22 protein-coding genes are annotated in these 25,307 nt (G+C 71.4%); 4 read left to right on the top strand and 18 right to left on the bottom strand.

Features of this window, described 5'->3' with window-relative positions; all coding sequences use genetic code 11:
• Positions 1-54: 54 nt before the first annotated feature.
• The 10 genes from JOF43_RS13500 to JOF43_RS13455 all read right to left on the bottom strand — a co-directional run bounded on the left by JOF43_RS13500 (position 55) and on the right by JOF43_RS13455 (position 9,530).
• Positions 55-672, bottom strand: coding sequence for a hypothetical protein (locus JOF43_RS13500; protein ID WP_209902783.1), 618 nt, complete (start codon positions 670-672; stop codon positions 55-57).
• Positions 669-1,142 carry an NUDIX hydrolase gene (locus JOF43_RS13495; protein ID WP_209902781.1) on the bottom strand — a complete coding sequence of 158 codons (474 nt, stop codon included), beginning with the start codon at positions 1,140-1,142 and terminating at the stop codon, positions 669-671. Before JOF43_RS13495 ends, JOF43_RS13500 begins: the two co-directional genes overlap by 4 nt.
• A gap of 53 nt (positions 1,143-1,195) precedes the next feature.
• Complete coding sequence (locus tag JOF43_RS13490; RefSeq protein ID WP_209902779.1) at positions 1,196-1,486, bottom strand: hypothetical protein; 291 nt, start codon at positions 1,484-1,486, stop codon at positions 1,196-1,198.
• Between the two features lie 33 nt (positions 1,487-1,519).
• The gene (locus JOF43_RS13485; RefSeq protein WP_209902777.1) at positions 1,520-2,221 is read right to left on the bottom strand and encodes a TM2 domain-containing protein; all 702 of its coding nucleotides are present in this window, start codon (positions 2,219-2,221) and stop codon (positions 1,520-1,522) included.
• 54 nt (positions 2,222-2,275) lie between these two features.
• Positions 2,276-4,534, bottom strand: coding sequence for a bifunctional cytidylate kinase/GTPase Der (gene der, locus JOF43_RS13480; protein ID WP_209902776.1), 2,259 nt, complete (start codon positions 4,532-4,534; stop codon positions 2,276-2,278).
• 20 nt (positions 4,535-4,554) lie between these two features.
• A complete protein-coding gene (locus JOF43_RS13475) occupies positions 4,555-5,664 on the bottom strand; it encodes a prephenate dehydrogenase (RefSeq protein ID WP_209902774.1) in 1,110 nt (369 codons plus the stop codon).
• Positions 5,661-6,536 (bottom strand): pseudouridine synthase, encoded by an 876-nt coding sequence (locus JOF43_RS13470; RefSeq protein WP_209902772.1) that lies wholly within the window; start codon positions 6,534-6,536, stop codon positions 5,661-5,663. The genes JOF43_RS13475 and JOF43_RS13470 overlap by 4 nt, the downstream gene beginning before the upstream one ends.
• Positions 6,536-7,408 (bottom strand): ParA family protein, encoded by an 873-nt coding sequence (locus JOF43_RS13465; protein ID WP_209902770.1) that lies wholly within the window; start codon positions 7,406-7,408, stop codon positions 6,536-6,538. Before JOF43_RS13465 ends, JOF43_RS13470 begins: the two co-directional genes overlap by 1 nt.
• 164 nt (positions 7,409-7,572) lie before the next feature.
• Entirely contained in the window at positions 7,573-8,571 is a 999-nt protein-coding gene (locus JOF43_RS13460; protein ID WP_209902768.1) for a site-specific tyrosine recombinase XerD, read from the bottom strand.
• On the bottom strand, positions 8,568-9,530 hold the full coding sequence (locus JOF43_RS13455; RefSeq protein ID WP_209902766.1) for a heme o synthase: 963 nt from the start codon (positions 9,528-9,530) through the stop codon (positions 8,568-8,570). Before JOF43_RS13455 ends, JOF43_RS13460 begins: the two co-directional genes overlap by 4 nt.
• A 290-nt stretch (positions 9,531-9,820) precedes the next feature.
• On the opposite strand from JOF43_RS13455, the gene tkt reads away from it, so the two are divergent.
• The 4 genes from tkt (at position 9,821) to pgl (ending at position 16,547) form a co-directional block, all read left to right on the top strand.
• On the top strand, positions 9,821-11,920 hold the full coding sequence (gene tkt / locus JOF43_RS13450; protein WP_209902764.1) for a transketolase: 2,100 nt from the start codon (positions 9,821-9,823) through the stop codon (positions 11,918-11,920).
• A gap of 168 nt (positions 11,921-12,088) precedes the next feature.
• Positions 12,089-13,201, top strand: a complete 1,113-nt coding sequence (tal, locus tag JOF43_RS13445) for a transaldolase (protein ID WP_209902762.1) — start codon at positions 12,089-12,091, stop codon at positions 13,199-13,201.
• Between the two features lie 77 nt (positions 13,202-13,278).
• Positions 13,279-14,835 (top strand): glucose-6-phosphate dehydrogenase, encoded by a 1,557-nt coding sequence (gene zwf, locus JOF43_RS13440; protein WP_209902760.1) that lies wholly within the window; start codon positions 13,279-13,281, stop codon positions 14,833-14,835.
• Positions 14,832-16,547, top strand: coding sequence for a 6-phosphogluconolactonase (gene pgl / locus JOF43_RS13435; protein ID WP_209902758.1), 1,716 nt, complete (start codon positions 14,832-14,834; stop codon positions 16,545-16,547). The genes zwf and pgl overlap by 4 nt, the downstream gene beginning before the upstream one ends.
• A gap of 139 nt (positions 16,548-16,686) precedes the next feature.
• On the opposite strand, the gene secG is transcribed toward pgl, so the two are convergent.
• From secG to uvrC, 8 genes are all read right to left on the bottom strand, one after another.
• Positions 16,687-16,929 carry a preprotein translocase subunit SecG gene (secG, locus tag JOF43_RS13430; protein WP_209903325.1) on the bottom strand — a complete coding sequence of 81 codons (243 nt, stop codon included), beginning with the start codon at positions 16,927-16,929 and terminating at the stop codon, positions 16,687-16,689.
• A 130-nt stretch (positions 16,930-17,059) separates the two neighbouring features.
• Positions 17,060-17,833, bottom strand: a complete 774-nt coding sequence (gene tpiA, locus JOF43_RS13425; RefSeq protein WP_209902756.1) for a triose-phosphate isomerase — start codon at positions 17,831-17,833, stop codon at positions 17,060-17,062.
• Positions 17,830-19,032 carry a phosphoglycerate kinase gene (locus tag JOF43_RS13420; RefSeq protein ID WP_209902754.1) on the bottom strand — a complete coding sequence of 401 codons (1,203 nt, stop codon included), beginning with the start codon at positions 19,030-19,032 and terminating at the stop codon, positions 17,830-17,832. The genes tpiA and JOF43_RS13420 overlap by 4 nt, the downstream gene beginning before the upstream one ends.
• Before the next feature lie 147 nt (positions 19,033-19,179).
• Positions 19,180-20,184, bottom strand: a complete 1,005-nt coding sequence (gap, locus tag JOF43_RS13415; protein WP_209902752.1) for a type I glyceraldehyde-3-phosphate dehydrogenase — start codon at positions 20,182-20,184, stop codon at positions 19,180-19,182.
• A gap of 136 nt (positions 20,185-20,320) precedes the next feature.
• Entirely contained in the window at positions 20,321-21,319 is a 999-nt protein-coding gene (gene whiA / locus JOF43_RS13410; protein ID WP_209902750.1) for a DNA-binding protein WhiA, read from the bottom strand.
• Complete coding sequence (locus tag JOF43_RS13405) at positions 21,303-22,433, bottom strand: gluconeogenesis factor YvcK family protein (protein ID WP_209902748.1); 1,131 nt, start codon at positions 22,431-22,433, stop codon at positions 21,303-21,305. Before JOF43_RS13405 ends, whiA begins: the two co-directional genes overlap by 17 nt.
• Positions 22,430-23,308, bottom strand: a complete 879-nt coding sequence (gene rapZ, locus JOF43_RS13400) for an RNase adapter RapZ (protein WP_209903323.1) — start codon at positions 23,306-23,308, stop codon at positions 22,430-22,432. Before rapZ ends, JOF43_RS13405 begins: the two co-directional genes overlap by 4 nt.
• Before the next feature lie 58 nt (positions 23,309-23,366).
• Positions 23,367-25,307 carry an excinuclease ABC subunit UvrC gene (uvrC, locus tag JOF43_RS13395; RefSeq protein WP_209902746.1) on the bottom strand — a complete coding sequence of 647 codons (1,941 nt, stop codon included), beginning with the start codon at positions 25,305-25,307 and terminating at the stop codon, positions 23,367-23,369.

Below are 25,307 nucleotides of genomic sequence, written 5' to 3'. Positions count from 1 at the left end.
TGGGGTGAGGATCACACCGGTAGCGCTGCGGCGAGTCGGGAGCGGATCTCGCGGTCAGGCGCGGGGCCGGGCACGGCCGACGCCGTGGAGGCGCTCGGCGTCGGCGTACCGGGTCCCCGGCGGGACCTGGGCGAGCTCGAACCAGCGTCCGGCGTGCGGGAGCAGGCGGACGTCGTGCCAGGGGATCTCGAAGTCCTCAGCCTGCCAGAGGGTCAGGGCGATCTCGGGGCGACGACCGAGGGCGACCAGCACGAGGCGGCGCAGTCGTGAGAGCGGGTGCGACCGGGGGCGGGCGGCCGACGGGATCGCGACCGCTCCCCCGAGGTCGAGCGGCCAGGTGGTCTCGCCCCAGTGCAGCGTGGCCCGCTCGGGCGTGCCCACGATCACGGCCGGTGGGCGGAGGTCGGCGGCGGCCACCGGCACCGGCTCGAGCGCGGTGCCTCGTTCGAGCACCTCCCGCTCGACCCACGCCCCGGGCAGCACCAGCCGTCCGCCGACGGCGACGTCGACCAGGAGCGCCTCGGCGAAGGACTGCAGCGGCTCGCCGAGACGACCGCCGCGGACCATGTCGCGCCGGGGCGCGGCGATCACCCGCACCACGGCCACGTCCCCCTCGCGAGCGGTGAGCGGGATCGTGACGCGAGTGCCGGGCAGTGGCTCGGCGCCGCTCATGTGCGGAACTGCGTCGCGGCGTCGTCGGCGAGGGCCAGCGCGAGCTGCTCACGGAAGCGCCCGTTCAGAGGCGGTGGCCGATCGACCGGGAACCAGCGTGCCGCGGTGTTCTCCTCGTCGGCCGGGAAGGGCTCCCCACCGGTGTGCTCGCACAGGAAGCACAGATCGAGGTACTGGGCGCGATCGCCGCCCGGATACGAAATCGGCGGGAGCGTGCGCACGTCGAGCAGTCGCAGCGGTACGCAGTCCACCCCGGCCTCCTCGGCGACCTCACGGACCGCAGCCGTCGCCGGCTCCTCGCCCGGGTCGATGATGCCGGTCACGGGGGCCCACGTGTGGTCGTCGGCGCGGCGCACCGCGAGCATGCGGGTGCGCGCGGAGTCGAGCACGACCGCGGTCACCCCCGGCATCCACAGCAGGTCGTGCCCGATCCGCTCACGCAGGGCGAGCACGAACTCCGGAGTGGGCATGCGACTCCTCGAGGGGATCGGTAGGACGGGGTGGGAGGGATGGACGGGAGGCGTCAGCCGTCGCCCATCATCGGGATCAGCGTCATGCCGAAGACCAGGCCGAAGATCAGGAAGTAGGCGAGCACGAGCAGGATCCCCAGGGCGAGGAGGATCCAGAAGATGATCCAGCCGACCTTGTTCATCCGGCGGGCGGAGTACGGGTCGGTGTCCATCTGGACCAGGGCGATGATGCCGAAGATCGCGGGAAGGGTGCCGCCGCAGAGGAAGCCGACGACGATCAGCCAGATCGCGCTGGTCTGGATCGATCCGCGATCAGGGGCGGGGCCCGGGGACGGGTAGCTCATCGGCGTGGTCCTCGTGCTGGGCGGGGCGCGATCTCAGTCGGTCAGCGGACGACCGTGCGCGTCGCGCTCGAAGTTCGGGGACTTGGCGAGGACCATGATGCCCTCGACGAGACCCCAGATCTGGATGAACGGGTACAGGGTGAAGCAGCTGAGCACGCTCACCAGCACCTGGACCAGCCCGATGGTGGTGTACCCCATGAGGAAACGGTGCACGCCGAAGCCGCCGAAGAAGATCCCCATCAGCCCGACCAGGAGCCGGCTCTGACCCTGCCCACCCGGGCCACCCTGCGGGGCGCCGGCAGGGACCTGACCGCCGGGTCCCTGTCCACCGGGACCCTGCGGTGGGCCGCCCGGGCCGTAGCCACCGCCGGCGCCCTGGCCGTAGGGATCCCCCGCCGATGGGGCGGAGCCGCCCGCTGGGGACCAGCCCGGCGTGGCTTGGCCGGAGGGGTCCGAGGCCGCCGACTGAGCGTACGGATCCTGGGACACCGGCACCTGATCGCCCTGCGGCGGCGCGCCGTACGGATTCTGCTGGCCGTACTGCTGCTCACCGCTCGACGCCTGAGCGAACGGATCCTGGGACACCGGCACCTGTTCGCCCTGCGGCGGCGCACCGTACGGATTCTGCTGGCCGTACTGCTGCTCACCGCTCGACGCCTGGCCGTAGGGATTCTGCTGCCCGTCCTGCTGGCCCTCCTGGGGATCCCAGGAGGCGTTGCCGTTCGAGGTGCTCATGGGCCCCACACTACTGTCTGACCTCTCGTGTGCCCACCCCGGGCGCGCCCCTGGTCAGCGCCGACGCTTCTCGCGGATCCGGACGCCGATCACGATCGGGGAACCGGTGAACTCGAAGTCCTCCCGCAAGCGGCGCTCGATGAAACGGCGGTACCCGTGCTCGAGGAAGCCGCTGGCGAAGATGACGAATCGGGGCGGCCGGGTACGGGCCTGGGTCGCGAACAGGATCCGCGACTGCTTGCCGCCGCGCAGCGGGTGCGGGTGCGCCGCGACCAGCGTGCCGAGGAAGGCGTTGAGACGGCCGGTGGGGATGCGCTGGTCCCAGGACTCCAGCGACCGCTCCAGGGCCGGGACCAGCCGTTCGGCGTGGCGGCCGGTCTCGGCGGAGATGTTGACCCGGGGAGCCCAGGCGACATGGCCGAGGTCCCGTTCGATCTCCCGCTCGAGCTGCGCATGGCGCTCCTCGTCGAGCAGGTCCCACTTGTTGAAGGCCAGCACCAGCGCCCGCCCCGATTCGAGCACCATGTCGATGATCTTGAGGTCCTGGGTCGAGATCGGTTCGTTCGCCTCCAGCAGCACCACGGCGACCTCCGCCCGGTCCAGCGCGGCGCGGGTGCGCAGCGAGGCGTAGTAGTCGGCGCCCTGGGACTGCAGGACGCGGCGACGGATGCCCGCGGTGTCGACGAAGGTCCAGTCCTTGCCGCCGAGGGAGATCCGCTCGTCGACCGGGTCGCGGGTGGTGCCACCGACCTCGTCCACGACGACCCGGCGCTCCTTCGCGAGGCGGTTCAGCAGGGAGGACTTGCCGACGTTGGGCCGCCCCACCAGGGCGATACGGCGCGGACCACGGTCGACGGCGGAGCCCCGGCCCTCCTCGGGCATCGCCTCGAGCGTCGCGTCCAGCAGATCGCCGGAGCCCCGGCCGTGCAGCGCCGAGACGGGGTGCGGCTCGCCCAGACCCAGGTTCCACAGGGCGGCGGCCTCGAGCTCGCCGCGCTGGTCGTCGACCTTGTTGGCGACCAGCACCACCGGGCGGTCCGCGCGGCGCAGCACCTTGAGCAGCTGCTCGTCGGTGGTGGTGATGCCGACGTTCGCATCGACGATGAACAGGACGACATCGGCCAGGGAGACCGCGACCTCCGCCTGCTCGGCGACCCGGTAGGCGACGCCCTGGACCCGGTCCTCCCAGCCGCCGGTGTCGACCAGCCAGAAGTCCTTGCCCGCCCATTCGGCCTGATAGAACACGCGGTCGCGGGTGACTCCCGGAGTGTCCTCGACCACTGCCTCGCGGCGGCCGAGGATGCGGTTGACCAGCGTGGACTTGCCGACGTTCGGTCGGCCCACGACGGCGACGACGGGCAGGTTCTGCGCCACGGCCGGCCGGGCGTCCTCGCCCTGGTCTCCCTCGAGAAGCGCCAGGTCCTCGTCGTCCAGCTCGTAGTCGGAGAGCCCGGCCCGCAGCGCCGACTCGATCTCACCGTCGGTGGATCCCTCGGCCCCGGCATCCCCGGGGGCGGCCTGCACAGGAGCGGGTGCTGGCGCGGGTGTCTCGGCGACGCCGTGCAGCGCCTCCTCCTGGGCGGTCTCGGCGGCGGCGACCAGCATCAGCACCTGTTCGACGACGTCCTCGACCCCGAGTCCGGTGGTGTCGACCGCGTCCACGCCCTCGGCGGCGGTGAGGAATTCGGAGACGGTGGAGTCGTCACGATCTCGGCGCAGCACCTGGTCGGCCATCCGGGCCCGGGTGTCCTCGGTGTCCTCGAGGTCCAGCTCGGCGGCGCGGCGGCGCATGCGCTCCTCGTCGGAGGCGCTCAGCAGCACCCGCACGTGGGCATCGGGGGCGACGACGGTGGTGATGTCGCGGCCCTCGGCGACGCAGAAGCCGCGGGCGTCGGCCGTGGAGAACAGCACCTCGCGCTGGCGGCGCTGCAGGATCGCGCGCACCAGGGTGTTGGTGGCCACGATGCTGACCTGCTGGGAGATCCGCTCGGTGCGGATCTCGGCGGTGATGTCGGTGCCACCGACGGCGACGGTCGCCCCGGCCGGATCGGTGCCGAGGTCGAGGTCGATCGACTCGGCCACCGCCGCGACGGCCTCACGGTCTTCCAGGTCGGTGCCCGTCTCGAGGCAGGACCAGGTCACCGCCCGGTACATCGCCCCGGTGTCGAGGAAGCCACCGTCCAGCGCCTCGGCGACGAGCCGGGAGACGGTCGACTTGCCCGAACCGGCCGGGCCGTCGATCGCGATGGTGATGCCGGTCCCGGCTCCGGGGGTCGCGAGGGCGGAGGGGTCGTGCGGCGCGCTGGTGTGCATCCCAGAAGGATACGGGGCGCTCAGGCGTCGGCGACGGTCCAGCCGCGTTCCGTGAGGGATCTCGTGAGCAGGTCCTCACGGGCGGCGTCCACGGCGACGTGCGCGAGCCCGACCTCACGGCCCAGCTCGTGCTCCAGGCGGAGGTCCTCGAGGTTGACACCGATCTCACCGATCTCCGTGAGCAGGCGCGCCAGCTCCCCGGGACGGTCCGGCACCAGCACGGTCACCGTCGCGAAGGCGTCCGTGGCCCCGCCGTGCTTGCCGGGGATGCGGCGCACCCCGCGGTTGCCGTCGGAGATCAGCTCGGCCAGGGCGCGCCGGGAGCCCACGGCCGGGTCCGGATCGCCGGGCATGGTCCCCAGGGCCGCGAGCACGTCCTCCAGCCGCGCGCGCACGTCCTCGAGGACGGACGAGACCGCCGAGGCGTTCGCCCCGAGGATCTCGACCCACAGGCGCGGATCGGAGTCGGCGATGCGTGTGGTGTCGCGCAGCCCCTGCCCCGCCAGGGCCAGCGCCGCCTCGTCCGGGGCGAGCAGGCTCGTGGCCAGCAGGCTGGACATCACTTGAGGTGCATGGGAGACGTGGGCGACCGCGAGATCGTGCGCGTCCGACCGCATCACGACCGGGACCGACCCGATCTCGGTGGCCAGCCCCTTGAGCACGCTGACGGCGTCGGGCCGGGTGTGCTCGTGGGGGGCCACCACGAAGGGACGACCCTGGAACAGGTCGCCGCGCGCGGCGATCACCCCGGAGACCTCGCGCCCGGCCATGGGATGGGCTCCGAGGTAGCGCGGGAGGTCCGCCGCCTCCGCGTGGCGGCGCACTCCCTCGAGCACGATCTCCTTGACGCTGGCGACGTCGGCGACCAGGGCCCCGGGCCAGCGGTGCAGCGCGTCGGCGACCAGTCGCGCGGTCACGTCCGGCGGGGCCGCGACGATCACCAGCGCCGGGTCGGGGTCCTGCGCGGTGGGCACGGCCCCCACGCCGAGCTCGACGGCCAGCGCGGTGGTGCCCGGGGAGACGTCCTCGACCTGGACCTGGGCCCCGGCGCGTCCCAGGGCCATCCCGAGCGAGCCGCCGATGAGCCCGGCACCGATGATCCGCACCGGGGACGGGACCAGCGCGGTCACAGCCCGACCTCGGCCATCAGGGTGCCGAGCTCGCGACCGGTGAGCTCGCGCGTCTCGCCCGCGGCGAGGTCACCCAGGAGCACCGGACCGATCCGGGTCCGCACCAGGGCGGTCAGCTCGAAGCCCTGGGAGGAGAACATGCGGCGCACGATGCGATTGCGGCCCTCGTGGAGCGTGACCTCGACGACGGCCTCCCGGCCGTCCTGGGCGAGCACGCGCGCGGAGTCGGCGCGGGCCGGGCCGTCGCCCAGCTCGACGCCGTCGCGCAGCGTCCGCACCAGACCGCGGGGCGGTCCCCCGGGTGCGTCGAAGCGGCAGACGTAGGTCTTCTCGACCGCGAAGCTGGGGTGGGTGAGCCGGTGGGCGAGCTCGCCGTCGTTGGTCAGCAGCAGCAGCCCCTCGGTCTCGACATCGAGACGGCCCACGTGGTAGAGGCGCTGGGAGTAGCGGGCGGAGAACTCGGTGAGGTCGCGGCGTCCCTCGGGGTCGCTCATCGCGGAGACCACGTGCCTCGGCTTGTTCAGCACCACGGTGAGCTTGGCGGTGTCGAGCTGGAGACGGCGCCCGTCGACGTGCACCACCTGGGTCGCGGGGTCGATCCGCACGCCCTGCTCGTGGACGCTCGTCCCGTCGACCTTCACCCGGCCGCTCGAGATCAGCGTCTCGCAGGCCCGGCGGGAGCCGAAACCGGCCCTGGCCAGGACCTTCTGCAGCCGTTCCCCGTCCTCGCGGTGCAGGTCGTCCCCCGTACCGTCCTCACCGGAGGGAGCGGTCACGGGTGCCCCCTGGTCATCGCGCAGGCGCACGGTCCGCGGCGGGGTGAAGGCGCTGCGGCGACGCTGTCGGCCGCCGGAGCCCTTCGCCGTCGCCATCAGGCGGCCGCGCCGCGGGAGATCAGCTCCCGGGCCAGCTGCCGGTAGGCATCGGCGCCCTTGGTCGAGCCGGCGTAGGAGATGATCGGCTCCGCGGCCACGGAGGCGTCGGGGAACTTCACGGTGCGGTTGATGGTGGTGTGGAAGACCTTGTCGGGGAAGGCCTCCACGACGCGCTGGCACACCTCGCGGGCGTGCAGGGTGCGAGGGTCGAACATGGTGATGACGATGCCGTCCATCTCCAGGCGCGGGTTGATCCGGTCCTGGACCTTCTCGATGGTCTCGACCAGCAGGGCCACGCCGCGCAGCGCGAAGTACTCGGCCTCCAGGGGGATCATCACGCCGTGGCTCGCGGCCAGGGCGTTGACGGTGAGGAGACCCAGGGAGGGCTGGCAGTCGATGATGATGACGTCGTAGTCGTCCGCCACGGGACGCAGCACCCTCGCCAGGGCCATCTCGCGGGCGACCTCGTTGACGAGGGTGACCTCCGCGGCGGAGAGGTCGATGTTCGCCGGCAGCACGTCGAGGTCGTCGGTGCCGGTGGAGCGGATCACCTCGCGCACGTCGTGCCCGCGCTCCATCAGCAGGTTGTAGACGGTGACGTCGAGCTCATAGGGGTTCACACCCATCCCGGCGCTCAGCGCACCCTGCGGGTCGAGGTCCACGAGCAGCACCTTGCGTCCCAGCTCCGCGAGCGCGGCGCCGAGATTGATGACGCTGGTGGTCTTGCCCACCCCACCCTTCTGATTGACCATCGAGATGACCCGGGCCGGTCCGTGGCCGTCGAGCGGGGCTGGCTCCGGCAGCTCCGGCATCGGACGGCCGGTGGGACCGAGGTCGATGTCCAGCTGCTGGTTGGAGGTCGAGCTCACGTCGTTGTCCTGTCGTCGGCGTCGTGGTGTGGTGCGGGGCGAAGGGGTGCCGCCCTGTGCACGGTACGGGACGGGCCCCAGCCCGGGGAGCGACGGCTGCGCGCAGTCGTCGATGTCCTGGGGGTGACGGCCGTCGTCGGGCGAGGTCGTCGTGCCGGACAAGTCTAAGCCCCCCGTCGGGCCCGGGGGTGGGCACCGGCGTGGGTCTCGCGGAGCGAGTCGACGGTGACCTGCGTGTACAGCTGCGTCGTCGTGACCGAGGCATGCCCCAGCAGCTCCTGCACGCTGCGCACGTCCGCTCCCCCGTGCAGCAGGTGCGTGGCGTAGGAGTGACGCAAGGTGTGAGGGCTGATCGGCTCGGGAAGATCAGCGAGATCGGCCTCCTCGGCAGCGCGCTGCACGACCTGCCAGGCGGCCTGACGGGTCAGCCGGGTCCCCCGCGAGCCCAGGAACACGGCCGGGGTGCCCGTCCCTCGTCGCGCGAGCGTCGGGCGCCCACGGGTGAGGTAGGCGTCCAGCGCCTCGAGCGCATACCGACCCACCGGCACCACCCGCTGCTTGTCGCCCTTGCCGCGGAGGATCGCGGCCCGCTGCGCGCGGTCGAGGTCGTCGACATCGAGGCCCGTCGCCTCGGAGATGCGAGCCCCGATGCCGTAAAGGATCTCGAGCAGCGCCCGGTCCCGCAGCGCGCGCTCGGCGGAGTCACGCCCGGTCCCGGCACGCCCGGCGGCCTCCAGCAGGGCCTCGACCTGCTCGAGCGCCAGCGGGTGCGGCAGCCGCCCGGGCAGGGACGGGGCGGGGACGAGGCGGGTGGGGTCCCCGGTGGTCGAGACCCGCTCGTCGTCGAGGAAGGCGTGCAGGCCGCGTACGGCGGCCAGCGACCGGGCGGCCGAGGAGGCTGACAGTGCGGTACCCCCGTCGGCCCCGGTGCGCAGGGACTGCAGCCAGTCCGTCAGCCGCTGCGGGTCGACGGCGGCGGGGTCGACGTCCTGGCGGGCGAGGTGGCGCAGGTAGCGTTCGAGGTCGCGCCGATAGGCGGCGAGCGTGTTGGCGGCCAGGCCGCGCTCGATGCGCAGATGGCTGAGGTACTGCTCGAGGATCCGCCGGTCCCCGGGGCGCAGCGACGGCTCCCCGGTGGGGCGCGGGCCGTCGCTGGGGTTCACAGGTGCACGAAGGGATCGATCGCGAGGGCGACGAACAGGAGCGTGAGGTACGTGATCGAGCCGTGGAAGACGACCATCGGGCCGAGCTTCTTCCCGCTCAGCCCCTTGCCGACGCGCACCGCGTAGCGGATCACGAGGAAGGCGAACCAGGCGCCGACGGCGACAGCGCTGACGCCGTAGACCCAGCCCGTGTGACCCAGCGGGATGATCGCGAGGCTCGCGGCGATCATCAGCAGCGTGTGCATGATCATCTGCCGGGCGACGCTGGTGCGCGAGGCGACCACGGGGAGCATGGGCACGCCGGCATCGGCGTAGTCCTGCGAGAACTTCTCCGCGAGCGGCCAGTAGTGCGGCGGGGTCCAGAAGAAGATCACCAGGAACAGCAGCACCGCGGTCCAGGAGACGGTCCCGGTCACCGCGGACCAGCCGATGAGCACCGGCATGCAGCCGGCCACGCCGCCCCAGACGATGTTCTGGCTGGTGCGACGCTTGAGGATCATCGTGTAGAAGATGACGTAGAGCAGGATCGCGCCGAGGGCGAGGGCCGCCGACATCCAGTTGACCAGCAGCCCCAGCCACAGGCCGGAGACGATCGAGAGCACGATGCCGAAGAGCAGCCCGGCACGGGCCGACACCTCACCGGTGACCAGCGGACGGTTCTTCGTCCGCTTCATCTTCGCGTCGATGTCGCGGTCGAGGTACATGTTCAGCGCGTTGGCGCCGCCGGCGGCGAGATAGCCGCCGAACATCGTCGCCAGGATCAGCCACACCGAGGGGAACCCGCCCGCCGCGAGGAACATGGTGGGGATCGTGGTGATGAGCAGCAGCTCGATGATGCGCGGTTTCGTCAGGGCCACGTACGCCCGGACCACGGTCCGCACCGTCCGTTCCTGGCGTCGCGGGGTGCGGTCACCGCCCTGACCCGAGTCCCGGACCGAAGCTCCCTGGGTGGCGGTCACCGCCCACCGTCCTTCCTCCTGAGCGCGACGATGCCGTCGCGTGAACCCCGCCAGTCTAGGCGCTCGGCCGGTGAGGTCCCAGTCACCGCGCGGGTGAGTCCCGGCACCGTCCCGGTCCGGGCGGGGCAACGGGCTGGACGAAAGATGTGCGGCGGGCCTGCCCGCATTAAGGTGGACACGTCGCTCCGCGCTCGGCCCGACGTCGCAGGATGCACGTCGGGCCAGGGCGGGTGGAGCAGTCGTCCCGAGCGGCCGCAGCGGCCGCACTCCGGTGAAAGGAAGCACTCGACGTGACCGATACGTTCAAGGCCCCCGAGGGCTGGACCGAGCTCGACAAGAGGGCGGTGGACACCGTGCGCGTCCTCGCCGCGGACGCGGTGGAGAAGGTCGGCAACGGCCACCCGGGCACCGCGATCAGCCTGGCGCCCGCCGCCTACCTGCTCTACCAGGACCTGATGCGCCACGATCCGACCGACCCGAGCTGGCTCGGGCGCGACCGTTTCGTGCTCTCGGCCGGCCACTCCAGCCTCACCCAGTACATCCAGCTCTATCTCGGCGGCTTCGGCCTCGAGGTGGAGGACATCGAGGGCCTGCGCACCTGGGGCTCCAAGACCCCGGGGCACCCCGAGAACTTCCACACCCAGGGCGTGGAGATCACCACCGGCCCCCTCGGCCAGGGGATCTCCTCGGCCGTCGGCATGGCGATGGCCCAGCGTCGCGAGCGCGGCCTGCTCGATCCCGAGGCCGCCCCCGGCACCAGCCCCTTCGACCACTTCACCTACGTGATCGCCTCGGACGGCGACCTGCAGGAGGGCGTCAGCAGCGAGGCCAGCTCACTGGCCGGCACCCAGCAGCTCGGCAACCTCATCGTCCTGTGGGACGACAACGAGATCTCCATCGAGGGCGACACCTCGATCGCCTTCACCGAGGACACCGCTGCGCGCTACGCCGCCTACGGCTGGGACGTGCGCACCGTGGACTGGACCCACGGCGGCACGAAGTACCTCGAGGACGTCGCGGCCCTGAAGGCCGAGATCCTCGCGGCCCAGGAGGTCACGGACAAGCCGACCTTCATCCGTCTGCGCACCGTCATCGGCTGGCCGATCCCCGAGCTGGCCGGCAGCCACGCCGTCCACGGCGCCAAGCTCGGCGCCGAGGCCGTCGCGGGCCTGAAGGAGGTCCTCGGCTTCGATCCGGAGCGTCAGTTCCAGGTCGACGAGGACGTGCTGGCCCGCACCCGCTCCCTCGCCGAGCGGGGTGCCGCCGCCAAGGCCGAGTGGGACACGGGCTACCAGGCGTGGCGCTCGGCGAATGCCGAGGCCGCGACGCTCCTGGACCGGCTGCGGGCCCGTGAGCTGCCCGAGGATTTCGCCGGAGCGTTCCCGACCTTCGAGGCCGACGAGAAGGGCATCGCCACCCGCGCCGCCTCCGGCAAGGTCCTCGGCGCCCTCGCCGACGTCATGCCCGAGCTGTGGGGCGGCTCCGCCGACCTCGCCGGCTCCAACAACACCACGATGAAGGGTGAGCCGTCCTTCCTGCCTGCCGAGTACGGCTCCGCGGAGTTCGCGGGTGACGAGTACGGCCGCACGCTGCACTTCGGGATCCGCGAGCACGGCATGGGCGCGATCCTCTCCGGCATCTCCCTGCACGGCCTGACCCGCCCCTACGGCGGCACCTTCTTCCAGTTCGCGGACTACATGCGCGGTGCCGTGCGCCTCGCCTCGCTGATGAAGGTCCCGGCCACCTACGTGTGGACCCACGACTCCATCGGTCTGGGCGAGGACGGCCCGACCCACCAGCCGGTCGAGCACCTGGCCGCCTACCGGGCGATCCCGAACCTGTCGATCGTGCGTCCGGCCGACGCCAACGAGACCGCGCAGGCGTGGAAGGCGACCCTCGAGCGCGACAGCGGCCCGGTCGGCCTGGTCCTCAGCCGTCAGGCCATGCCCACCTTCGACCGCACCGAGTACGCCGGGGCCGAGAACCTGGTCAAGGGCGGCTACGTGATGAAGGAGGCGTCCACGGGGACCCCCCAGCTCATCCTCATCGGCACCGGCTCCGAGGTGCAGTACGCCGCCGAGGCGCAGCGGCAGCTCGAGGCCGAGGGCGTGCCCACCCGACTGGTCTCGATGCCCTCTCTCGAATGGTTCGACGAGCAGGACGAGGCGTACCGCGAGTCCGTGCTGCCGTCCTCGGTGACCGCTCGGGTCACCGTCGAGGCCGGTATCGCGATGCCGTGGTACCGCATCCTCGGCACCCACGGTCGCGCCGTCTCCCTCGAGCACTACGGCGCCTCGGCCGACGCCAAGACGCTGTTCCGCGAGTACGGGTTCACGGCGGAGGCCGTCGTGGCCGCCGCGAAGGAGTCCCTCACCGCCGCCGGCGCCTGAGCATCCGCGGGGCGGGGTCCGAGGATCCCGCCCCGCTCCCCTCCCCCGCCCCGTCGGCCGGTGCGCCCGGGTTCCCTCCGCCACAGGCAGGAAGGAAAGCGGACCGCAGCGCGTTGACGAGGGGACAGCAGTTCGACACAGGGCGCGCCGCGCCCGGAAGGAACGCACATGACCCAGAATCCCCGCACCCAGGCCCTCACCGACGCCGGCGTCTCCATCTGGCTCGACGACCTCTCGCGCCAGCGCCTGAGCTCCGGCAACCTGCAGGAGCTCGTCGACACCAAGAACGTCGTCGGCGTGACCACGAACCCGTCGATCTTCCAGGCAGCGATCTCCGGCGCCGAGGACTACGACGAGGACATCGCCGCCCTCGCGAAGGACGGCAAGGATGTCGACGCCGTCGTGGAGAAGCTCACCACCGATGACGTCCGCAGCGCCGCCGATCTCTTCGAGGGTGTCCACACCGCCTCCCACGGGATCGACGGCCGCGTGAGCATCGAGGTCGACCCGCGCCTGGCGCACGACACGGAGGAGACCGTCGCGCAGGCCAAGCGGCTGCACGAGGTCGTCGGCCGCGACAACCTCTTCGTGAAGATCCCCGCGACCAAGGCGGGTCTCCCGGCGATCACCGCGGTCATCGCCGAGGGCATCAGCGTCAATGTGACCCTGATCTTCTCCGTCGACCGCTACGTCGAGGTCATCGATGCCTACCTCAGCGGTCTCGAGAAGGCCGCCGCGTCCGGCAAGGACCTCTCCTCGATCCACTCCGTGGCCTCGTTCTTCGTCTCCCGCGTGGATGCCGAGATCGACAAGCGCCTGGAGGCCCTCGGCGGCGAGGCGGAGACCCTGCGCGGCAGCGCCGGCGTCGCCAACGCCCAGGTCGCCTTCGGCACCTACCTCGAGTCCTTCGGCTCGGAGCGCTTCGAGGCCCTCCAGGCACAGGGCGCGAACACCCAGCGCGCGCTGTGGGCGTCCACCGGCGTGAAGAACCCCGATTACCCGGACACCCTCTACGTCGACCGCCTGGTCGCCGAGCCGACGGTCAACACCATGCCCGAGAAGACCCTCGACGCGGTCGCGGACCACTCCGAGCCCGCAGCGACCCTGAACGCCGAGATCGCCACGTCCGCGCAGGCCGTGCTCGAGCGCGTGGCCGAGGCCGGGGTGGACCTCGACGACGTCTTCGCGCTCCTGGAGCGCGAAGGGGTCGAGAAGTTCGAGAAGGCCTGGGAGGAGCTCCTCGAGACCGTGTCGGCGTCGATCGACGACGTCAGCGCCTGAGACTCCCCGCGGTGAGCACGGTCCCGTCCTCCGGGGCGGGCCGTGCTCTCGCAGTCCGTGTCCGAGAAAGGACGACCGTGACCGATTCCAGCACTCCCCCGCTCGGGGCCGAGGATCTCGTCAACCCGCTGCGCGATCCCCGCGACCGCCGCCTCCCCCTCATCGCCGGTCCCAGCTCCATGGTGATGTTCGGCGTCACCGGCGACCTCGCCCGCAAGAAGCTCCTGCCGGCGATCTACGACCTCACCCACCGCGGACTGCTGCCGCCCAGCTTCGGCCTGGTCGGCTACGGCCGCCGCGACTGGTCCGACGACGACTTCGCCGAGTACGTTCGCACATCGGTGGCGGAGCACTCGCGCACCGGGTTCTCCGAGAGCGTCTTCGAGCAGCTGCGCGGCGGACTGCGGTTCGTCACCGGCACTTTCGACGACACCGCGGCCTTCGAACGATTGACCGAGGTGGTCGGCGAGCTGGACCGCACCCGCGGCACCGGCGGCAATCACGCCTTCTACCTCTCGATCCCGCCGGACGCGTTCCCGCAGGTCTGCGAGCAGCTGGCGAACTCGGGGCTGAACACCCCGCGGGACGGTTCCTGGCGCCGCGTGGTGATCGAGAAGCCCTTCGGTCATGACCTGGAGTCCGCTCGCGAGCTCAATGACGTGGTAGAGAAGGTCTTCCGGCCCGAGGACGTCTTCCGCATCGACCACTACCTGGGCAAGGAGACCGTCCAGAACGTCCTGGCGCTGCGCTTCGCGAACCAGATGTTCGAGCCGGTGTGGAACGCCGGATACGTCGACCACGTGCAGATCACGATGGCCGAGGACATCGGCATCGGCTCCCGTGCCGGCTACTACGACGGCATCGGCACCGCCCGCGACGTCATCCAGAACCATCTGCTGCAGCTGCTCGCGCTGACCGCCATGGAGGAGCCGGTCTCCTTCCGCGCCTCGGACCTGCGCGCGGAGAAGGAGAAGGTGCTCTCCGCGCTCGAGCTGCCCGACGACCTCGCCGCGCACACCGCGCGGGGCCAGTACGTGGGCGGCTGGCAGGGCGGCGAGGAGGTCCGCCCGTACCTCGAGGAGGACGGGATCCCGGACGACTCGATCACCGAGACCTTCGCCGCCATGCGTCTGGACATCGCCACCCGACGCTGGGCGGGTGTGCCGTTCTACCTGCGGGCCGGCAAGCGCCTGGGACGCCGGGTCACCGAGATCGCCCTGGTGTTCAAGCAGGCCCCGTTCCTGCCCTTCCGCTCCACGGACACCGCGGACCTGGGCCAGAACGCGATCGTCATCCGCGTCCAGCCCGACGAGGGCGTGACCATGCGCTTCGGCTCCAAGGTGCCCGGCACCCAGATGGAGGTGCGGGACGTGACCATGGACTTCGCCTACGGCATGAACTTCACCGAGGAGTCCCCCGAGGCGTACGAGCGGCTGATCCTGGACATGCTCCTGGGCGATCCGCCGCTGTTCCCGCGCCAGAAGGAGGTCGAGCTGTCCTGGAAGATCCTCGATCCCATCACCGAGTTCTGGGCCGAGAACCTCAAGCCGGCGCCCTACCGCCCCGGCAGCTGGGGCCCCGACACCGCGCACGAGATGCTCGCTCGTGACGGACGTACCTGGAGGCGACCGTGATCACCACCCTGAACGACACCACCGCATCGGCGATCGACAAGAAGATGATCGAGATGCGGGAGACCTTCGGCGCGAACACCATCGGCCGGGTCCTCACCCTGATCATCATCGCCACCGGCGACATCGAGGAACCCCTCGAGGCCGCCATCAGCGCGAGCCACGAGCATCCCGCCCGGGTGCTCGTGGTCGACGCCGACCCCGAGGCGGAGACCTCGGGGCTCGACGCCGAGATCCGGGTGGGACGCGACGCCGGCGCCGGCGAGATCGTGATCCTGCGGGCCCGCGGGGAGATCATGTCCTCGCTGGACACCCTCGTGATGGCGCTCCTGCTGCCGGACGCACCGATCGTCACCTGGTGGCCGGAGACCGCCCCGTCCGCCCCCGTCCACGACGTGCTGGGCTCCATGTCCCAGCGGCGCATCACCGATGCCGCCGCCTGCGCGGGCCCGCTCGACACGCTCAAGCGCCTGCGCCGCGGGTACACCAGCGGGGACTCCGACCTGGCCTGGTCACGACTGACCCGTTGGCGCGGGCTGGTCGCCAGCGCCTTCGAGGTTCCGCCGGTGACCGTCCCGCAGCGGGTGGAGGTCTCCGGCGCCGCCGACAACCCCTCCGTGGTCCTCCTGGCCGCCTGGCTCTCGCACAGCCTCGGGGTCGACGCCGAGATCGTCGAGACCACCTCGGGCACCACCGATTCCATCGGGGTGCACGGGGTACGGCTGATCCGTGAGGACGGCGTCATCGACCTCACCCGCGTCAGCGACGACTCGATCGTGATGACGCTGCCGAGCGATGACAGTGGTCAGCACGTGACCATGCCCCGCCGCACCCTCAGCGAGCTGCTCGCCGAGGAGCTGCGGCGCCTGGATCCGGACGAGGTCTACGGCGAGGTGCTCGCCACCGCCTTCAGCGCGATCGACGACTCCGGCACCTATGCGAGCGGGAAGCCCGAGCCCACCGACAGGGTGCTGCCCGATGCCGCGGCGGTCGCCACCGCCGCCGCCGAGAGCGCCGCGTCCCAGCTCGCCACGGCCCTCGACCAGCGCAACCTCGCCCACCTCGTGGTCACCGGCGGCACCGTCGGCACGGCGACGGCCCGGGCGCTGCCGGCGGCGCTGGCCGCCGCCGACGTCGACGTCTCGCGCCTGCACCTCTGGTGGGGTGACGAGCGCTTCGTCGACCCGGACTCGAGCGACCGCAACGAGGTCGCGGTGCGCGAGGGGCTGCTGGAGCCGCTCCAGGAGTCCGGGATGCCGGCGCGGAACATCCACGTGATGCCCTCCCCGGCCGACGGCATGTCCCTGGAGGAGGCGGCGGCCCGGTACGGCCAGCAGCTGGACCAGTCCGGCGGCGACGAGCCGTTCCGCACCCGTGGGCGCGCCTTCTTCGACGTGCTGATGCTGGGCGTGGGGCCGGACGGGCACATTGCCTCCCTGTTCCCCGAGCACCCGGACCAGCGGCAGGTCGGGGCCAGCGCGATCGCGGTGACCGGCTCGCCGAAGCCTCCGCCCGAGCGAGTCTCCCTCACGTGGCCCGTGCTGAACTCGGCGCGGCATGTCGCGCTGCTGGTCGCGGGCGAGGAGAAGGCCGATGCGGTCGCCGCCGCGCACGGGACCATCAACCCCTGGCCGGTCCCCGCCTCCGCCGTGCGGGGACTGGGCTCGACCACCTGGTTCCTCGACGAGGCGGCCGCCGCGCAGCTGACGCGCTGAGCTGCAGCAGCCCCGGACCGGCCGTCGCGGATCATGGATCCGCGGCGGCCGGTCCTCGTCGATCGCGGCCGCTGAGCAGACGGCGGGCCGGTCACCACGAGGGTGACCGGCCCGCCGTCTGAGGCTCAGGAGGGGGCGCTCAGAGGAAGCGCTCCAGGATGCCCAGGCCGACGCAGCTGGCGCCCCAGAGCACAGCGACCGTCACGGTCAGACGGTTCAGGTTGCGCTCGGCCACGCCGGAGGCGCTGGCCGAGGAGGAGACGCCGCCGCCGAACATGTCGGACAGGCCACCGCCGCGGCCCTTGTGCAGGAGCACGAGCATGATGGCCAGCAGGCTGAACACGGCCAGCAGAATCTGAAGGATGAGCTTCAGGAGGGGCAGATCCACGAGGGAGGACACCTTCCACGGAGACAGGAGGACCGATCCAGCATACGCCACGGGCCGGACCCCAGGGGGATCCGGCCCGCGTGGCACGCCTCTCGCTCAGTTCTGCTGAGCTCCTACCGCTAACTCAGCTCTGGAAGCCCGCGATCCGGGCGAACTCCTCGGCCTTCAGCGAGGCGCCGCCGATGAGGGCCCCGTCGACGTCCTCCTTGCCCATCAGCTCGACGACGTTGGAGGACTTCACGCTGCCGCCGTACAGGACGCGCACGGCGTCGGCAACCTCGTCCCCGTGGAGGGCGCGCAGGGCGTCACGGATCGCGGCGCACACCTCCTGGGCGTCGTCGGGGGTCGCGACCTCGCCGGTGCCGATGGCCCAGACAGGCTCGTAGGCGATGACGATCTGCTTCGCCTGCTCGGCGCTCAGGGACGCGATGCCGCCTTCGAGCTGCGCGAGGGTGTACTCCACGTGCTTGCCGGCCTGACGCTCCTCGAGCGGTTCGCCGACGCACAGGATCGGGGTCAGCCCCGCGTCGAAGGAGGCCTTCACCTTCGCGTCGGTGACCTCCTCGGTCTCGGCGTGGTACTGACGGCGCTCGGAGTGCCCGACCGTCGTGTAGGTCGCGCCGAGGGCCTTCAGCATCGCCCCGGAGACCTCCCCGGTGTAGGCACCGGACTCGTGCGCGGAGATGTCCTGGGAGCCGTAGCCGATGGGGAGCTTGTCGGCCTCGACCACCGTCTGCACGGTGCGGATGTCGACGAACGGGGGCAGCACGACGACCTCGACGCGGTCGGTGTCGACGGACTTCAGCTGGTCGCCCAGCTCCTCGACGAGGGCCAGGCCCTGCTTCCAGTCGAGATTCATCTTCCAGTTGCCCGCCATCAGCGGGGTACGGTTGCTCACTTGGTGTCCTCCTCGAGGATGGAGATTCCCGGCAGCTCCTGGCCCTCGATGAGTTCGAGGCTCGCGCCGCCGCCGGTGGAGATGTGCGAGAAGAGGGATTCGTCGAACCCGAGCGTGCGGACCGCGGCCGCGGAGTCGCCGCCCCCGACCACGGTGTAGCCCTCGGCCGCGGAGAGGACCTCGGCGACCGACTTAGTACCGGCCGCGAATGTCTCGAACTCGAACACGCCCATCGGGCCGTTCCAGAACACGGTGGCGGCGTCGGCGATCTTCTCGCCGAACAGCTTCGCGGTCTCCGGTCCGATGTCCATGCCCTCCTGGTCGGCCGGCATGGCGTCGGCCGCGACCACGGTGGCCGGGGCGTCCGCCGAGAACTCGGGGGCCACCACGGTGTCGACCGGGAGGACCAGTTCGACGCCATTGCGCTCGGCGCGCTCCATGTACTCGCGCACCACGTCGAGCTTGCTCGTATCCAGCAGCGAGTCGCCGACCTCGTAGCCCTTCGCCTTCTGGAAGGTGTAGGCCATGCCGCCGCCGATGAGGAGGCGGTTGGCCTTGCTCAGCAGGCTGTCGATCACGCCGAGCTTGTCGGCGATCTTGGCCCCGCCGAGGACGACCACGAAGGGCCGCTCGGGTGAGTCGGTGACCTTGCGCAGGGAGTCGACCTCGCGCAGCACCAGCTCGCCCGCGGCCGAGGGCAGCAGGGTCGCGAGCTCGTAGACCGAGGCCTGCTTGCGGTGGACGACGCCGAAGCCGTCGGAGACGAAGGCGTCCCCGAGGGCGGCCAGCTGCGTGGCGAAGGACAGCCGCTCGGCGTCGTCCTTCGCGGTCTCGCCGGGATGGAAGCGGAGGTTCTCGAGCACGGCGACCTGGCCGTCCTCGAGACCGTCGACGACGGCGCGGGCGGACTCGCCGACGGTGTCGCTCGCGAAGGCGACCTCCCGGCCCAGCAGTTCGCCGAGCCGGCCGACGACGGGCTTCAGCGAGTACTTGTCCTCGGGCGCGCCCTTCGGACGGCCGAGGTGGGAGATCACCACGACCTGCGCACCGGCCTCGACGAGGCGCGTGAGGGTGGGCAGAGCGGCCTGGATGCGACCGTCGTCGGTGATGGTGGTCCCGTCCAGCGGGACGTTGAGATCGGCCCGGACGAGCACGCGTTTGCCGCGCAGCTCTCCGAGCGAATCGATGGTCTTCAGCACGGTGGTGGTTCCTTCGTGTCGTGGCCGCGCGGCAGCGGACTGCGCGCGAGGCCGTCGGACGAGCGGAGCCCGCCGGGCACCGACCCCTCGGGGTGGCGACCGGCGGGCTCCGGGGAGGTCCAGGTCGTCAGGACGACGACGCGGGGATCAGAGGGACTTGCCCACGAGCTGCGAGAGCTCGACGAGGCGGTTGGAGAAGCCCCACTCGTTGTCGTACCAGGAGAAGATCTTCACCTGGTTGCCGATGACCTTGGTCAGCTGCGCGTCGAAGATCGCGGAGTGCGGATCGCCCTCGATGTCCTTGGAGACGATCGGGTCCTCGGTGTAGCGCAGAACGCCCTTGAGCGGGCCCTCGGCCGCCTTCTTGACGGCAGCGTTGACCTCCTCGGCGGTGACCTCGCGGGAGGCCTCGAAGGTGAGATCGGTGATCGAGCCGGTGGGGACCGGCACGCGCAGCGAGTAGCCGTCGAGCTTGCCCTTGAGCTCCGGCAGCACCAGTGCCACGGCCTTGGCCGCACCGGTGGTGGTGGGGATGATGTTCAGCGCGGCGGCACGGGCACGACGCGGGTCCTTGTGGGGACCGTCCTGCAGCACCTGATCCGACGTGTAGGCGTGGATCGTGGTCATCAGGCCCTTGACGATGCCGAACTCGTCGTTGAGCACCTTGGCCACGGGAGCGAGGCTGTTGGTGGTGCAGGAGGCGTTGGAGACGATGTGGTGGGAGGCGGGGTCGTAGTCGCCCTCGTTCACGCCGATCACGAAGGTCGCGTCCTCGTTCTTCGCCGGAGCGGAGATGATGACCTTCTTGGCACCGGCCTCGAGGTGCGCCTTGGCCTTCTCGGCGTCGGTGAAGATACCGGTGGACTCGATGACGACGTCGGCGCCGATCTCGCCCCACGGGATGTTCTTCGGGTCGCGCTCGGCGAACGCCTTGAAGGTGGTCTCGCCGACCGTGATCGTGTCCTCGTCGTGGGAGACCTCGACAGGGAGGGCACCGCCGATGGAGTCGTACTTGATGAGATTCGCGAGCGTGGCGTTGTCGGTGAGGTCGTTGACCCCGACGATCTGGATGTCAGCCTTCTGCTCGAGCGCGGCGCGCAGGTAGTTGCGCCCGATGCGACCGAATCCGTTGATTCCGACCTTAATGGTCACGGTTCCTCCTAGATTCGCAGGGGATCTGCGAAGTATGGACAGTGGCGCGCACGCCCTCGTACGCTCGGACGGCGCCGGTGGTGACCGACGACCGGAACAATCCTATCAATGCCCCGGACCCCGGCTGCGGGACGTGTCACGCGCCGGGATCGGGAGACGGCGGCAGCTGCTCCTCGTCGACGCCCTCATCGGTCCCCGGCAGACCCAGGTCCTCCGCGCGCTTGTCCGCCGTCGCCAGCAGTCGCCGGATCCGTCCGGCGACGGCGTCCTTGGTCAGCGGCGGATCGGCGAGCCGCCCGAGCTCCTCGAGGCTCGCCTGGCGGTGCTCCAGCCGCAGCCGTCCCGCCGCCTGCAGGTGCTCGGGGACCTCGTCGCCGAGGATCTCGAGGGCGCGCTGGACGCGCTGACCGGCGGCCACCGCGGCCCGCGCGCTGCGGCGCAGGTTGGCGTCGTCGAAGTTCGCCAGCCGATGGGCGGTCGCCTTCACCTCGCGCTTGGTGCGCCGCTCCTCCCAGGTCCGCACCGTCGTGCGGGCCCCCATGCGAGCCAGCAGCGTGGAGATGGCGTCCCCGTCGCGCAGCACGACCCGGTCGGCGCCCCGAGCCTCGCGGGCCTTGGAGGCCACCCCGAGGCGCCGTGCCGCACCGACCATCGCCAGCGCCACCTCCGGACCCGGGCAGGACAGCTCGAGCGCCGAGGAGCGGCCGGGCTCGGTGAGGGTCCCGCGGGCGAGGAAGGCGCCGCGCCAGGCGGCCTCCGCGTCGACCGCGGCACCGCCGACGACGAACGGGGGCATACCCCGAACGGGCCGGCCGCGGGCGTCGAGCAGTCCGGTCTGGCGGGCGAGCATCCCGCCCTCGCGGTCCACCCGCACGAGATAGCGGGTGGTGCGGCGGATCCCGGCCGGGGCGAGCACCGCGAGGTCGGCGCGGTGGCCGTACATGTCACCGATGATCGCGTGCAGCCGCCGTGCGACGGCGGCGGAATCCAGCTCCGCCTCGACCACGACCCGTCCGGCGACCAGGTGCAGCCCGCCGGCGAAGCGCAGCATCGCCGCCGCCTCTGCCTTTCGGGCCGAGGGCCGGGTCACCTCGAGGTGGCTCAGCTCCTCCTTGGCTTCACCCGTCAGCGCCATGCAGGTCCTCCTCGTTCGATGGGGCGTCGGCCGTGACCGCGCCGTACGTGGTGCCCGGCGCGGTGGTGCCGGGAGTGGGTTCGACGTCGCCGTAGGCATCGTCGAACAGGTCACGATAAGCGGCGGCCAGGCGCACCGGGTCATGGTGGGGCCGGCCGTCGCCCACGCTGACCTGGCGCAGCAGGGTCCGGATGCCGCGGGACTCGGCGGACTGGGCGAGCACCAGCGCGTCGTCGAGGGTCGTGGGATCAGCGACCAGGGCGTCGAAGCGGCAGCCGTCCGCCCGCTCCAGCAGCACGTCGAGCATGTCCAGGCTGGTCATCCCCTCGGCCTCCTGCGAGCCCACCGACAGGTTCGTGGTGATGCAGCGCCGGGCCGGGCTGGTGCGGATCGCCTCGGCGATCTCGGGGATCATCAGGTGCGGCAGCACCGAGGTGTACCAGGAGCCGGGGCCGACGATGATCCAGTCGGCGCGGTCGATGGCCTCGAGCACGGCCTCGGGCACCTGCGGACGCGGTGGGACGAGGCGCACCGTCTCGACGCGGCCCTCGGCCGTGGCGACCTGCCACTGGCCGCTGATGGTGCGCGATGTGCCGTCCGTGCCGCGCACCCGGGCCTCGATGTCCAGCGGCTCCAGCGCCATGGGCAGCACCCGACCGCGGGCGCCGAGCAGCTCCGCCATCTGGTCGAGGCCCTCGATGGGGTCCTCGAGGATCTGCCACAGCGAGACGATCAGGAGATTGCCCAGCGCGTGCCCGTCCAGTTCGCCCTCGGTCTCGAAGCGGTGCTGGATGACGTCGCCCCAGATGGACCCCCAATCGGAGTCCTCGCACAGGGCGGCCAGCGCCATCCGCAGGTCACCCGGCGGCAGCACCGGCATCTCGGTGCGGATCCGCCCCGAGGAGCCGCCGTTGTCGGCGACGGTGACCACCGCGGTGATGTCGTCGGTCAGCAGGCGCAGGGCCCGCAGGTTCGCGGCCAGGCCGTGGCCGCCACCGAGGGCGACCACACGCAAGGGGCGCTGGGGGTCGCCCCGACGGCCGCGGCGGGCGCTGGCGGAGCGGTCGGCCGTGCGCAGGCGGTGCGCTCCGGAGCGGGAAGCGATGGAGCTCATTCGCGTCCCAGATCCCGGTGACGGATGCGGACGGCGTATCCGGCCGACCGCAGCTCGTCGCCGATCCTCTCGGCCACCGCGACGGAGCGGTGCTTGCCGCCGGTGCAGCCGACGGCGAGCGTCGCGAAGTGCTTGTTCTCGGAGCTGTAGCCGCGCAGCACGGGCGTGATCATCTCGAGGTACTTCTCGACGAACTCCTTCGCATTGGCGTCCCCGAGGACGAAGTCGGCCACCTCCTTATCCGTGCCGCGCAGGGGTTTGAGCTCGGGCACCCAGTACGGATTGGGGATGAACCGCACGTCGCTGACGTGGTCGGCCTCCAGCGGGATCCCGTACTTGAACCCGAAGGACAGCATGGTCACGGTGAGCCGCTGCTCCTCGCTGGTGCCGAAGACGGAACGCATCTTCATGGTCAGCTGGTGCGCGTTCAGCGGAGAGGTGTCGACCACCAGATCGGCCATGCGACGGTAGGGCGCGAGCATCTCGCGCTCGCGCCGGATCCCCTCGAGCACCCCCTCGTCCCCCTGCAGCGGGTGGGGACGACGCACGGAGTCGAAGCGGCGCACCAGCGTGGGTTCGTCGGCGGTGAGGAACAGCAGGCGCAGCCGCAGATCGGCGCGGCGCAGCTGAGGCACCACGTCCGAGAGCTCGGAGAAGAAGGGCCCGGAGCGAGGATCGACGACCACGGCGAAGCGATTCTGGCGGCCGACGGCGCTCTCGCGCAGCTCGTACAGGGTGGTGATCAGCTGGGGGGCGATGTTGTAGACGACGTACCAGCCCATGTCCTCGAGGGCGTGCGCGGCGGTCTCCCGCCCGGCACCGGCGAGGCCGGTGATGATGACGACGTCGCCCGTCGTGTCGGAGCGGGGTGCCATCGAGGGCTCGTCCTGCACAGGACGCTCCTTCCAGGGTCGTGGGCTGCGCGGGGTCGACTCAGCGGTCGAGAATCTCGCCGGTGGCCATGTCCACCGCGACGTCGAGCGAGTCCTCGCCCGCGCTGTCGTCCCTCGCGGCGCCGGTGTCCGTCGCCTGGTCGGATCGTAGCGCGGCCAGCAACTGCGCGGCCAACGCGGGCCCGATCCCGTCCACCTCCTGGAGCTCCTCCTCACTCGCCTCGCGGATCGCGGAGACGGTCACGAAGCGATCCAGCAGGGTACGACGCCGCGCCGGACCCAGGCCGGGGACACCGTCGAGCGCGCTGGCCTGCATGGCCCGGCCCCGCTTGGAGCGGTGGTACGTGATCGCGAAGCGATGGGCCTCGTCCCGCAGGCGCTGCACCAGGAACAGGGCCTCGCTGGTGCGCGGCAGGATCACCGGGTAGTCGTCCCCGGGCAGCCAGATCTCCTCGAGCCGCTTGGCGATGCCCGCCAGGGCGATGTCGGTGATCCCGAGCTCGTCGAGGACCCGCTGTGCGGCGGCGACCTGCGGGGGGCCGCCGTCGACCAGGATCAGCGAGGGCGGGTAGGCGAAACGCCTCGACTCCTCCTCGGTCTTCTCGGGCGGGTCGAGGTGATGCTTGAGCCGCCGTGTGAGCACGTCATGCATCGAGGCGGTGTCGTCGCGGGCCGCCGCGCCGCTGACAGAGTAGCGGCGGTACTCGCTCTTCTTCGGCAGCCCGTCCTCGAAGACCACCTGGGAGCCGACCACGTTCGTGCCCTGGGAATGGGAGATGTCGAAGCATTCGATGCGCAGCGGGGGCTCGGCCAGGCCGAGCGCCTCCCCCAGGTCCTCGAGCGCCCTGGTGCGGGCGGTGAGGTCGCCGGTGCGCTTGAGCCGGTGCAGCCGCAGCGCCTCGGCCGCGTTCTCGGTGACGGTGGCCAGCAGGTCCTTCTTCTCCCCGCGCTGCGGGATGCGCAGATCGACAGGCCGGCCGATCAGCTCGAGCACCTGGTCGCGGTTGGTGGGCTGGACGGGGACCAGCACCTCCTTGGGGGCTTGCCCCTCGGTGTACAGAGTGGTCAGGGCGCGCTCGACGAGATCGGGCGCGGTGGAGTCGTCGAGGATCTCGGCGGTCCAGCCGCGCTGGCCCCGGATCCGGCCGCCGCGCACGTGGAAAACCTGCACGGAGGCCTCGAGCTCGTCCTGGGCCAGTCCCACCAGATCGGCGTCGGTGGCGTCCGAGAGCACCACCGAGTTCTTCTCCATCACCTTGTCCAGGGCCTCGAGGTCGTCGCGCAGGCCGGCGGCGGTCTCGTAGTCCATCGCCGCGGCGGCCTCCCGCATCTGCTTCTCGATCCGGCGGGTGTAGGTGGCGGTGTTGCCGGCCATGAAGTCCGCGAACTGCTCGGCGAGGCGACGATGGTCGTCCACGGAGATGTCGCCGACGCAGGGTGCGGCGCACTTGCCGATGAAGCCCAGCAGGCAGGGGCGCCCGGAACGCTCGGCGCGGCGGTAGACCCCGGGCGTGCAGGAGCGGATCGGGAACACCCGCAGCATCAGATCGAGGGTCTCGCGGATCGCCCCGACCTGCGGGTAGGGCCCGAAGGTCCGGTCGCCCTTGGCGCGGGGACGACGGGTGATGTGCACCCGCGGCACCTTCTCCCCCATCGTGAGCACCAGATAGGGATAGGACTTGTCGTCGCGGAACTTGACGTTGAACCGCGGGTCGAACTCCTTGATCCACGTGTACTCGAGGGTGAGCGCCTCGACCTCCGTGCCCACCACCGTCCACTCCACACCCGCGGCGGTCGTGACCATGCGCCGGGTGCGCTCGTGCAGCACCGTGAGGTCCTGGAAATAGTTGACCAGGCGCTGGCGGAGGTTCTTCGCCTTCCCGACGTAGATGACCCGTCCGTGCTCGTCACGGAAGCGGTACACCCCCGGCCGGGTGGGAATGGAACCGGTGGCGGGGCGGTAGGTGGAGGGATCTGCCAT

The organism is Brachybacterium sacelli (assembly GCF_017876545.1).
Taxonomy (GTDB): domain Bacteria; phylum Actinomycetota; class Actinomycetes; order Actinomycetales; family Dermabacteraceae; genus Brachybacterium; species Brachybacterium sacelli.
Note: the sequence above shows the minus strand (reverse complement) of the source record. Positions and strands in the feature narration are given on the sequence as shown.